Annotated in this window: 10 protein-coding genes and 1 tRNA gene; 9 read left to right on the top strand and 2 right to left on the bottom strand. The window is 52.8% G+C overall.

Features of this window, described 5'->3' with window-relative positions; genetic code table 11:
• Window positions 1–133: 133 nt before the first annotated feature.
• Window positions 134–469 carry a hypothetical protein gene (locus tag B7988_RS15220; RefSeq protein WP_249268794.1) on the bottom strand — a complete coding sequence of 112 codons (336 nt, stop codon included), beginning with the start codon at window positions 467–469 and terminating at the stop codon, window positions 134–136.
• A 168-nt stretch (window positions 470–637) separates the two neighbouring features.
• Between B7988_RS15220 and B7988_RS01580 the strand changes: the two genes are divergently transcribed.
• Complete coding sequence (locus tag B7988_RS01580; protein ID WP_088656577.1) at window positions 638–2395, top strand: hypothetical protein; 1758 nt, start codon at window positions 638–640, stop codon at window positions 2393–2395.
• A 105-nt stretch (window positions 2396–2500) separates the two neighbouring features.
• Window positions 2501–3046 carry a TlpA disulfide reductase family protein gene (locus tag B7988_RS01575; protein WP_088656576.1) on the top strand — a complete coding sequence of 182 codons (546 nt, stop codon included), beginning with the start codon at window positions 2501–2503 and terminating at the stop codon, window positions 3044–3046.
• Window positions 3047–3178: 132 nt separating this feature from the next.
• Here B7988_RS01575 and B7988_RS01570 read toward each other — a convergent pair whose 3' ends face one another.
• On the bottom strand, window positions 3179–5491 hold the full coding sequence (locus B7988_RS01570) for a PBP1A family penicillin-binding protein (protein WP_073318080.1): 2313 nt from the start codon (window positions 5489–5491) through the stop codon (window positions 3179–3181).
• A gap of 185 nt (window positions 5492–5676) precedes the next feature.
• Here B7988_RS01570 and B7988_RS01565 point away from each other — a divergent pair.
• The 7 genes from B7988_RS01565 (at window position 5677) to obgE (ending at window position 11086) form a co-directional block, all read left to right on the top strand.
• Window positions 5677–5750, top strand: a tRNA-Arg gene (locus B7988_RS01565).
• 195 nt (window positions 5751–5945) lie between these two features.
• Complete coding sequence (locus tag B7988_RS01560) at window positions 5946–6317, top strand: helix-turn-helix transcriptional regulator (RefSeq protein WP_083564346.1); 372 nt, start codon at window positions 5946–5948, stop codon at window positions 6315–6317.
• A gap of 93 nt (window positions 6318–6410) precedes the next feature.
• Complete coding sequence (gene rlmN / locus B7988_RS01555) at window positions 6411–7478, top strand: 23S rRNA (adenine(2503)-C(2))-methyltransferase RlmN (protein WP_073318086.1); 1068 nt, start codon at window positions 6411–6413, stop codon at window positions 7476–7478.
• Window positions 7478–8098, top strand: a complete 621-nt coding sequence (locus B7988_RS01550) for a methyltransferase (protein WP_088656574.1) — start codon at window positions 7478–7480, stop codon at window positions 8096–8098. Before rlmN ends, B7988_RS01550 begins: the two co-directional genes overlap by 1 nt.
• A 182-nt stretch (window positions 8099–8280) precedes the next feature.
• Entirely contained in the window at window positions 8281–8778 is a 498-nt protein-coding gene (locus B7988_RS01545; protein ID WP_073318092.1) for a YchJ family protein, read from the top strand.
• A 172-nt stretch (window positions 8779–8950) separates the two neighbouring features.
• Window positions 8951–9916, top strand: a complete 966-nt coding sequence (gene argC / locus B7988_RS01540; protein ID WP_088656573.1) for an N-acetyl-gamma-glutamyl-phosphate reductase — start codon at window positions 8951–8953, stop codon at window positions 9914–9916.
• A gap of 30 nt (window positions 9917–9946) precedes the next feature.
• Window positions 9947–11086 (top strand): GTPase ObgE, encoded by a 1140-nt coding sequence (gene obgE, locus B7988_RS01535; protein WP_083564347.1) that lies wholly within the window; start codon window positions 9947–9949, stop codon window positions 11084–11086.
• The last annotated feature ends 1 nt before the right edge of the window (window position 11087 follow it).

Here is an 11087-nt window from a genome sequence, read left to right as displayed (position 1 = left end):
AATAGTCAGAACGGTTAAACTCGTACTTGCCGCGCAGCGTGAGGTACGAATTGTAGAGTTGCATACGGTCGAAAAAGAAGGCATGAACCTTGTTTTGCATTTGACGCTTTCAGCGTCCGCTGCTTCGCCTCAGTTATAAAAACAAACTAGTTTGTTTTTGCAACATTCGGCTCGCACGCTTTCCGATATTCAAGTAGCGGTTATCTCTGGTATGCACCCAGACGTCAAGACGTGCGGGGTCATTTTCGGGCATGAAAATATCGATGGGCTTCTCGAATTCATATTCGAGGTCGACAATTTCATGGTCGCGGTCCAGCTGGAGCAGGCTGTTAAGCACATCGCGGATCGTGTCCTTGTCGTCCATCAGGATGCGGAATGTCGCCGCGTATTTGGGCAGCAGGAATTCTTCGCCACGCTCGTTCGTGACGATGTACTTCTTGGTCGGCCGACTGGCATTTTCTTCAGGCATATTGATTTCCTTTTGTGTTAAGTTGTGGGGCACTCCCTATTACCTAACACGCTTTTTTGGGGCGTCTGAATACCAATTTCTCGGAAATTTATTTCTTTTTACATTTACAGCAGGTTCCTATCTGCACAAACAGAAGGGATCTACTCTTTTTTCTATATTATCCACGCAATGCCTATTATTTTGTTCATTCTCTTTTTTGTACCTCTTGCAGCCTTTGCCCAGGACACTCCCGGCGCATTCAAGATTGATTCTATCCGCTACAATATCGGCGACGCTTTTGACGATTCCAGGTACCATACCAAGTACGACAAGTGGGCGCTTGACCTTTTAAACTGGATTCATATCGAAACCCGCGAATCGACGGTCAAAAAGTTGCTCCTTTTTAGCGAAGGCGACGTGGTGACCGATGTCCAGGTGCAAGATGCAGAGCGGTTCCTGCGCACGCAGCGCTACCTTTCGGATGCAAGCATCAAGATTTCGAACGAAAACGGCAAGAATATCGCCACCGTAAAAACCAGCGACAACTGGACGCTCGCCGTCCCGACTACTTTCGGCTTTTCGGGCAGCCAATGGACCTACGACAATTTGAACTGGGGCATCGGCGTCCAAGAAAGCAACTTCCTTGGCCTCGGACAAAAGCTCGGTTTCTACTTCGGGCACGACGAGTTCCGCGACATGTGGCAGGTTGAATACGGCGATCCGCACTTTTTGTTCCGCTATAACCACCTGGACTTTCTCTACAGCTACAATACCGATGGCTACCTCGCCTACGGAAAGATGTACATTCCGTTTCTCAGCCGCAGCCAAAACCAGTGGGCCTACATCATCGAAGGCTTAAAGAACAAGCGCGACGCCTATTTTTATGGTAGCGGAGAACTGCCGCCAGGCGCCACCATGTACGATGCCCAAAAGAAATACGGAGACAAACCCATCTACAATCACAAAAAAGCCCTGCTTGATTCATTCCCGCTGTATAACGGCAACGAAGTCGTAAAACTGTTAGCCGTCAAGGATTTTATCGACGACTCCCTGAGCTTTAGAATCAGCCGCTCCTTCGGCGGGACTTACCGCAAGCTCTACGCCGGCGCCACCTACGACTACCACTACACCACCGCCAGCGAAGGCAAGCTTTACCCCTACGCCTTTACCGACGGCGACACCACCTACGCCATCGATTCCGCCACCGCGGTCAACAAATGGCTCCCCGAACAGAAAGATTCCCGTCTCGGCATGTACTTGATGTTTTCAAACATCCGCTACGAAAAAATCAGGAATTTCCACAACGCCAAGTGGACCGAAGACATCGAAAAAGGCTACTCGCTCAAGGCGCAAATTTCAAAGAACTACGAACAGCTAGGCGCCGCGGACAACGATATTCGACTTGACTTCTGGGCCGACCTGATGCTCGGATACTCCATGCACCACCTCACGCTCAAATCCGAAATGAACTTCTACCTGGACCATGGCGAGCAGCACGACTACTACGGCAAACTTTCGGGCGAATACATTTTCCACCCGAACGAAAAATTCTCGATGGCACTCACAGGCCTTGTAGACTTTTACGAAGACGCCCGCTACGGCAAGCAGCTTACCTTAGGCGGCGTAAACGGATTCGCCGGGTTCCCCACCGGATTCTACGCCGGGCAGGCCCGCGTATTCGCGAACCTGGAACAGCGCTACTTTACCGACTTTGAAATTGCAACGCTCATGCCCGTATTCGCCATCTTCGAAAGCGTCGGCGAAACCGCCTGGGACATTTGGGATATCAACCGCAAGGACTTGGTTTACCTCGTGGGCTTCGGCATGCGTTTTGCGCAGACCAAGTCGATTAGCAGGCTCGTGAACAAAGTCGACGTGAGTTTCCCGCTGAACGGCGTGCGCAAGGGCGAACCCCACTATTCCATTATCACGACTTACAACCTGTAGTCAGGCAACCTTATTCAGCAGTCAAAAGTGTGATTTTTCGCAAAAAATCGCATTTTTTTTATGAAAACCTGTCCTTTCGGGCTATATTTTCGTATTTTAAGGGGTATGAATTTCGTTTCTAAAATTTTATCTATTGCAGCCATTGCAGCGGTTGCGCCTTTTGCGCAGCTTGCTCCGGAACCCCAGATGGCCGACGTGAAGTTGATGCAGGATTCTACCACCAACCAGCCCATGAAGATGGACTTTTCTAAGCCGCTTTCGGGCATTAGCGATCCGGGGATTCTGTTCAGCCAGTTTGCAAACAAGCCTCTTTTGATCTATTACTTTAGCCCCAAGTGCCCGCACTGCCAGCGCCACATTTCCGAAATCCAGGACCTGGTCAAGGAATACGAGCCCAAGGGTTTAACCGGCATCGCCATTGGTCTCGGCGGCGGCATCAAGAAAAACGACATCCGTCTGTTTATCGACCAGTTCCACGTAGCAATCCCCGTATTCCAGGATAGCGACTACAAGTTCGGCCCCGCTTACGGCACCGGCTACATTCCGGTCGTGTACGTGGTGCAGAAGGACGGAACCTTCTACCGCTACGAAACTTTGAACGAAGCGAACATGAACCACATGCGCGCCACGCTCAATAAGATGTTCAAGTAGAATTCTGAATTCAGAGTTCAGAATTCAGAGTTATTATAAATCTAACGCCAACTAATATAATTGCGGCGTAGCCGCCTAGCTAAACAATCCGAAATCCGAAATCCGAAATCCGAATTCCGAATTCCGATTTAATTAGAACATCTTGCGCGTGTTCTTCTTGGCGGGGCCATTACCGCTGCTGCTCGGCTTGGGGGCTGTACTTGCACCCTTGTTGCTGAAGAGCGTTGCGTCGTCGGCAGACTTGGTCTTGACTTCGAAATGGTTACCGTCGCAGACTTCGGTCGGAGCGTAGCCCGCCGTGTACAGGCAGTAGGTCTTTTCGGAGCAGAATTCGCCGGCAATCTTACCCGTATGGTTGCAAATGCCCTTGCTCACCACACCGCTCGGAACCGGGAACGGCTTACGCGGCAAGTCCTTGTGCAATTGCTTCATGGTCGCAATCCATACCGGCAAGGCGTCTTCGGTACCTGTGTGGCCAGCACCTAAAGTACCCGGGCTGTCGGAGCCGACCCACACGCCCATCGTATATTGCTTGGTAAAGCCAATGTACCAGCAGTCGGTATAGTCGTTGGTGGTACCGGTCTTACCGCCACTCGGGTGCGTAAATCCGTTCGCCCACACGCGGGCGGCCGTACCGCGGATGTTCACGTCCTTGAGCATGTCGACCATCAAGTAGGCCGAAGCCGGGCGCAACACTTCGTGTTCGACCTTGGAATTCTTTTCGATGACTTCGCCGTTGCGGTCCACAATGGATTCGATCATGTAAGGTTCGATTCGATTGCCGCCGTTGGGGAACACGGTATAGGCAGACGTCATTTCCATAAGCGTTGCTCCCACGGACCCCAGGGCAAGGCTAGGTACCGCCATCAGCGGGGCACGCACAATGCCGAACTTGCGGGCGTAGTTCACCACGTTGTTCAGGCCGTATTTCATACCTGTCAAAATAGCCGGCAAGTTCTTGGACTTGTAAAGGGCACGGCGGAGCGTCATCATGCCTTCGAAGTCATGTTCGAAGTTCGCCGGGCGCCAGACCTTGTTCTTGTCCTTGTCGTCCGGGTCGGGAATGCTCACCGGCTGGTCGTTCACCGAGTCGCAGGGGCTTGCGCCGTTGTCCATGGCCGTCGAATACACAATCGGCTTGAACGACGAGCCGGGCTGACGCAGGGACTGCACCGCACGGTTCCAGCGGGACTGGTTAAAGTCGGAACCGCCCACCATGGCGCGTATTGCACCCGATTCGTTCTCGATCAAGATAGCCGCAATTTCAGGATGGTGATAAAGGATAGAATCCGGGAAGCGGCGCTTGTCGGCAGGGCGCTTCAAGTCGTCGGCCAGGTATTCCTTCTTAAAGAGCGTGTAGACGCTATCGAAGTGAGCGACCACGCTATCTTCGGGCATGTTATACTTTTTAGTCAGGTACAGGCGGCGGGTAGCGCGGTACTTGACGCGGCGGCGGACCTTTTCGACCTGTACACGGGCAACGCTATCGGCGAATGCCTGAATGTCCGGGTCAATCGTCGAGTTGATCGAGACGCCGTCGGCATACAGAGAATTTTCGCCGTACTTCTTTTCCATGTACTTGCGGATTTCTTCGTAGAAGTACAGGCCCGATTCGTTCGAAGTTTCCTTTTCAGCAAGCGTAATCGGGGTCTTGATATATTCGTGGTATTCGTCGTCGTTAATGTAGCCGGCATCGCGCATGGCATAAAGCACCGTATTGCGGCGTTCGAATGCGGCTTCGGGGTGACGGTCCGGGCGGTAAGCTTCAGGGCGCTGCAGCATACCGGCCAAAACGGCAAGTTCCGGAATCGTAAGGCTATCGAGCGGACGGCCGAAGTAGAACTTACCTGCCGCCTGGAAACCGTAGTTACCGCCAGCCAGGTACACTTCGTTCATGTAGAATTCAAGGATTTCTTCTTTAGTATAAGTCTGTTCGATGCGGATAGCCGTCATCATTTCCTTGATCTTACGCGAAATCGTACGTTCCGGCGTGAGGAACAGGAGCTTGGTCAGCTGCTGGGTCAAGGTGGATGCGCCGCGGAGTTTCTTGCCCGACAAGGCGCTTTCCATAACGGCAGACGGAATTGCCCACACGTTCATGCCCCAGTGGCTATAGAAGGCTCGGTCTTCGGTGGCCATCACGGCGTGGATCGCATTTTCGGGAATCGAATCGAAGCTCGTCCATTCGCGGCGTTCCACGAAATATTCGTGGGCAATCTTTCCGTTCATGTCGTAAATGTTCGTGACAAGTCTCGGATTGATCTGCTCGAGCTGCGAAAGCGAAGGCAGTTCCGGCGAAAAGTGATTGTAGACCGCAAGCACGGCGATAAAGGCCGCAAGCACGGGTACCGCAAAAATAATCAGCCACTTGACCACCCTGCGGTCAGTAAACCAGCCCTTCAAAATATTCAGAACCGAAAGTAATACGGGTTTGACTTTATCCATGGTCCAATACCGTTAAAAAATTTGGCCAAAAAGATAGTTATTGTATGGCAATCCGATTACGCGCCGCTCCTTAAAACCACGCAAAAGCGGGGTGATTCGCCTACAATTCAAAAATTCTTAAAAATTTTTCAACAAAAACCCTTGACAGCCCCCGCACTTTAAACTATCTTTGGGCCATCAATCAAGCGGATGTAGCCCAACTGGATAGAGCGTTTGGCTACGAACCAAAAGGCTCCAGGTTCGAGTCCTGGCACCCGCAGAAAGGAAGGTCAATCGAAAGATTGACCTTCCTTGTTTCATGTATACATTCTTCCGTTTCCACAATCCGTAAAACCCGTTAACAATATTTTGCAAAGTTTGCAATCTATTGTTTGCACGCTACAACCCTCACGAATTCTAAAATTCACCCCAGAGAGTGCTTGGTAATCCACATTTTTTCAGAGGTGTTTTTTTTGTGGAATACGAAGATCATATATTAAACGAAACTATCCGCCAAGTGTTCTTGGATTGCCGCCGCGAAAGCGGCCTCACCCAAAACACAGCATCCCTACAGTCCAATATCACCCGACAATTTATTTCACAGGTCGAGGTCGGTAAAAGGATGCCCTCCATAACCACTTTAAGCGCACTCGCCCGAGTCTACAACAAGTCGCTTTCGGAACTGTTCAAGGAAGTTGACCGCCTTTACCCCCTTGTGGCCAATGCAGCTCCAATCTTTGAAATTTCGGCAGATATCGCCGCCGAAACAAAAAGACGGATGTCGGAATACATCGAATCGGCCAAGAAAAGCAAGGATTGCGGAGCGCCAATGAAATCCAAAGTCTAATAGCAAATCTACTGGCAGATGCCAATGAGATAAGGCATTTAGGGGTATTTTACCCTTAACAAAAATGTATTTTTTTGCTATCTTTACCCCCCGATGGAATGGCCGAAGAACATAAAAACGCTAACGGAGGACGAGCTTAAGGCTTGGCTCCGCGAGCAGGACGAGAAGCCGTTCCGTGCAAGCCAAATTCAAAAATGGCTCTTTTGCCAGCAGGTCAAAAGCTACGACGAAATGGGGAACATTTCCCCCGCCCTACGTGAAAAATTGGCCAAACAGTTTACCCTCCGTGCCTTGACCGAAGAACAGCGCATGGTGTCGGTAGATGGCACGGTCAAGTGGCTTTTCAAGACACACGACGACCACCATATCGAAACGGTGATGATTCCCGCAAACGGTCGCTATTCCGTATGCGTTTCGACCCAGGTCGGCTGCGCCATGAATTGCGCCTTCTGCCGTACCGCCAAAATGGGCTTTACCCGAAACCTGGAAGCCGGCGAAATCCTGGAAGAAATCATCAACGTGAACTGGTACCTGAAAGAATCCGGCTTTTTGAATGAAGAAGGCAAAACGGCCCAAGTCACCAACATCATCTTCATGGGCATGGGCGAACCCCTGAACAACCTGGAAAACGTACACCGCGTCTGCTGTACGCTCCATAACCAGAGCCTGTTCAACATGGGTTCTAAGCGCATGACCGTAAGCACGAGCGGCGTGGTTCCCAAGATCAAGGAATTGGTAGACCGTAATACCCCCTGTTGCCTCGCCGTAAGTCTGAACAGCACGAATAACGAATACCGTTCGTCTGTCATGCCGGTAAACAAGACCTGGCCCATCGAAAAACTTTTGGAAGCGGTTGACGAATACATTCGCAGAACCGACAATTATGTAACGTTTGAATTTGTCCTGATTCAGGACATCACCTGCACCCCGAAGGCGGCCAAGGAGCTCATTCGCATTTGCGCCCCCCGCCGCGTGAAGGTAAACGCCATCGTCCTAAACGACGGCGACGACCCCACACTACACGCCCCTACGCCGGAACAGGTAGAAGACTTTTTGGCTATGGTTAGGGCAGCCGAAATTCAAATCACGATCCGCAACCCGCGCGGCCGCGACATTCTCGCCGCCTGCGGGCAGCTTGCGTACAAAAAGGAAGGTAAATAATGTTAACGCAGAACCTCCCGGATTTCTGGGATAATCTTTATGCCGAAGGCAAGGACTACTGGAATCTCAAGAAGGTGACGCCCGCTCTGACGGAATTTTTCAAGCACCCCTCTTGTCCCGCAACGGGCTCCGTTCTGGTTCCCGGTGCTGGCTTTGGCTACGACGCCGAAGCTTGGGCTTTGCGCGGTCACGACGTGCTGGCAGTCGACTTTGCCCCCTCTGCCGTCGACGAACTTGACCACTTGAGCCGCAAACACAAGAACCTGCGTTCTTTGGACCTCGACCTGTTCTCGCTTTCTCCCAAGGACGACAAGCGCGGCGGTCAGCTTTTCGATATTGTTTACGATTACTGCTGCTTCACGGCAATCCACCCGGGTCGTCGCGACGAATTCTTCGAAGTCTGCTACAAGATGATGAAGGATGACGGCTTGTTGATTCTCTTCTTGTATCCGCTCATGAACGGCAAGACTCTGCAGGGTCCTCCGCATGCCACCAGTGAAGGCGAACTCATGGCCCGTCTCGACGGCGTGTTCGATGTCGTGGAACGCATCAAGCCGACTAACAGCCTCCCAAACCGCGAAGGCAAGGAAGAAATCTGGCTCCTCAAGAAGTGCCTGTAATCTTGACGTAAGATTGCTTGCTTTGCGAGCTACAGACGAATGTTTAGAGACGAGAGAAAACTCTCGTCTTTTTCGTTACCAAGACCAACTTGACAGAGTCAATTCTCTTTCATTTTTTCTATTTTTTTCATCAAATTTTAACGGCGGCAAAGCCGCTTCAACAAAGACACAAGGATTGAATTATGGCTAAAGATTTATGCCCCTGCGGTTCCGGTAAGGAATACGGAGAATGTTGCGAACCCATTATCAAGCAGAAAGCTCTCGCGGCAAGCCCCGAAGCATTGATGCGTTCTCGCTACACCGCTTACGTAAAGCAGGAAATCGGCTGGCTCAAGGAATCTCTCGAACCCACGCAGCGTGGTGATTTCGACGAACCGAGCGTGACCGCTTGGAGCAAGGAATCCGAATGGCTCGGCATCGAAATCAAGCAGACCAAGACCGAAGAAGAAAAGAACATCGGCTGGGTCGAATTCATCGCACGCTTCAAGCAGGGCAACATCACCCGTAACCACCACGAGCTCGGCGAATTCCATAAGGTCGGCGGCGCATGGTTCTTCTACGACGGTCGTGCCGTGAAGCAGGAAACTGTCCGTCACGAAGGTCCGGTCGTTGGTCGTAACGATCCGTGCCCGTGCGGTTCTGGCAAGAAGTACAAGAAGTGCTGCGGCGCTAACAAGTAGACAGGCAAGAGCACGGGGCATTCGCCCCTTTGAGGCATGAGCGCGGTCGCCCAAGCTCCCTTTGAGCAACAATAATCGCGCCATAGGCGCAAACTCAAAGGCACGGAGTGCCGACCTCACACCTCGAAGCACCGCAGGTGCGACCCCAAAACCTTTTTCCGAAGGAAAAATAATGTTCAAAGTATTCGTAGATGGTGAAGCAGGTACCACTGGCCTGCAGATTTATGAGAGACTCGCAAAGCGCACCGACATCGAAGTGTTGCGCATTTCTCCCGAACTCCGCAAAGACATTAACGAACGAAAGCGACTCATCAACGAGTCCGACGTGACGTTCCTGTGCCTGCCCGATGCAGCAGCTGTCGAAAGTGCCGCCCTCTGCGAAAATCCGAACACTCGCGTGATTGACGCATCGACTGCTCACCGCGTAAACCCCGACTGGACCTACGGGATGCCGGAACTCAGCCCCGCCCAGCGTGAAGCAATTGCAAAAGCCAAGCGTATCGCGAACCCCGGTTGTCATGCCTCGGGCTTTATTCTCGGCGTGCACCCGCTGGTTGCCGCAGGCATCCTCCCGAAGAGCGCAAACCTTGCCGCCTACAGCATCACCGGTTATTCCGGCGGCGGCAAGAAGCTGATCGCCGAATACGAAGAAGCCGCCTCCATGGAACATAAGGCCGGCGAATCGAAGGCCATCATGGCGCCCGCCCCGTACGCGCTCGCGCTCGCACACAAGCACCTCCCCGAAATGAAGAAGTACTGCGAACTTGAAAATACGCCGTTCTTCAACCCGGTGCTTGGCCCTTATTACAAGGGCATGGCGGTCACCGTCGCCATCTTTGCAAATGAACTCACCAAGAAGGTCGGCCCCGAAGGACTCACCGAAATCTTGGCGAAGCATTACGAAGGATCCCGCTTTGTGAAGGTGATGCCCTTTGAGCCAGCCCCCGTGCTGTTCAACGGCCGCCTTGACGCTACCGTCTGCAACGATACGAACAACGCCCGCATCCAGGTGTTCGGCAACGAAACCGTGATGCAGGTGACGACTATTATCGACAACCTCGGCAAGGGCGCAAGCGGTGCCGCCATCCAGAACATGAATATCGCGCTGGGAATCGATGAAGGCGTAAGCCTTTCCTAGCCACTAACCACCAACCACGAACCACTTCCCATGTTCCTAGACGAAAAATCAATTGAAGTTCGCTCCGGCAAGGGCGGCGATGGCATTTGCAGTTTCCACCGCGAAAAGTTCGTACCCCTCGGCGGTCCCGATGGCGGTGACGGCGGTCGTGGCGGTCACGTGATTCTGCAGGTGAACGAACAGTTTTCCACCCTCCTCGACATGGGCAACGCTCGCCTGTACAAGGCGCAAAGTGGACAACCCGGTGGCGCCAAGCGCTGCACCGGCCGTAGCGCCGAAGACCTAATCGTAGATGTTCCGCGCGGCACCATCGTGAAAGATGCCGAAGGTCGCATCTTGGCAGACCTTACCGAACCCGGCCAGAAGTGGATTGCGGCTCGCGGCGGCAAGGGCGGCATGGGCAACCAGCATTTTGCAACGCCTGCCAACCAGGCCCCGCGCAAGTGCACGCCCGGCGAAAAAGGCGAACGTCGCGAGCTCTTCTTGGAACTCAAGCTTATGGCAGACGTGGGCCTCGTCGGATTCCCGAACGCAGGCAAGTCGAGCCTCGTGAACAAGATTTCGAGCGGCCGCCCGAAAGTCGGTGACTATCCGTTTACTACACTCGAACCGGTGCTCGGCATCGTGCAGATGAACGGCCACAGCTTTGTAGTCGCAGACATTCCGGGTCTCTTGGAAGGTGCAAGCGAAGGCAAGGGCCTCGGCCACCAGTTCTTAAAGCATATCGAACGTACGCACACGCTGCTGTTCGTCATCGACGGCTTTGCTGAAAACGCCTACGAGCAGTTCACCGTTCTTAAGGAAGAACTCAAGGCATTCCACCCGAAGCTCGCGAAGAAGCCCTACGTAATCGCCCTCAACAAGAGCGACCTCGGCATCGACGAAGCGATCAAGCAGTTCAAGGCCCACAAGGAAGCCGTCATCGTAACCTCCGCTGTAACGGGCGACGGCTGCAAGGAACTCACCTTGGCTCTAGACGAAGCGGTGCCCCACGTGCAAAAGAAGAAAGTCGGCTGGGAAAGCAAGAAACTCAGCAGCGCCACCACCGGCATCGACGGCACCGGCAAGAAAATCGCAAAGAGCAAGGCCAGCCCGGCAGCGAAAAGCTCCGCTAAAACAGGCTCCAAGGCCGCCAGTGCAAAAACAGCCCGCAGCAAGAAGAAGGCTTAAC

The sequence above is a fragment of the Fibrobacter sp. UWB1 genome, assembly GCF_002210325.1.
Lineage (GTDB): Bacteria > Fibrobacterota > Fibrobacteria > Fibrobacterales > Fibrobacteraceae > Fibrobacter.
This window is presented reverse-complemented; position numbering and strand designations above follow the sequence as displayed.

Bases quoted from the DNA above. Each gene is read 5' to 3' on its own strand.
- argC (WP_088656573.1), top strand. From the start codon at position 8,951: ATGTTCAAAGTATTCGTAGATGGTGAAGCAGGTACCACTGGCCTGCAG.
- B7988_RS01570 (WP_073318080.1), bottom strand. From the start codon at position 5,491: ATGGATAAAGTCAAACCCGTATTACTTTCGGTTCTGAATATTTTGAAG.
- B7988_RS15220 (WP_249268794.1), bottom strand. From the start codon at position 469: ATGCCTGAAGAAAATGCCAGTCGGCCGACCAAGAAGTACATCGTCACG.
- B7988_RS01575 (WP_088656576.1), top strand. From the start codon at position 2,501: ATGAATTTCGTTTCTAAAATTTTATCTATTGCAGCCATTGCAGCGGTT.
- B7988_RS01550 (WP_088656574.1), top strand. From the start codon at position 7,478: ATGTTAACGCAGAACCTCCCGGATTTCTGGGATAATCTTTATGCCGAA.
- B7988_RS01545 (WP_073318092.1), top strand. From the start codon at position 8,281: ATGGCTAAAGATTTATGCCCCTGCGGTTCCGGTAAGGAATACGGAGAA.
- rlmN (WP_073318086.1), top strand. From the start codon at position 6,411: ATGGAATGGCCGAAGAACATAAAAACGCTAACGGAGGACGAGCTTAAG.
- obgE (WP_083564347.1), top strand. From the start codon at position 9,947: ATGTTCCTAGACGAAAAATCAATTGAAGTTCGCTCCGGCAAGGGCGGC.
- B7988_RS01580 (WP_088656577.1), top strand. From the start codon at position 638: ATGCCTATTATTTTGTTCATTCTCTTTTTTGTACCTCTTGCAGCCTTT.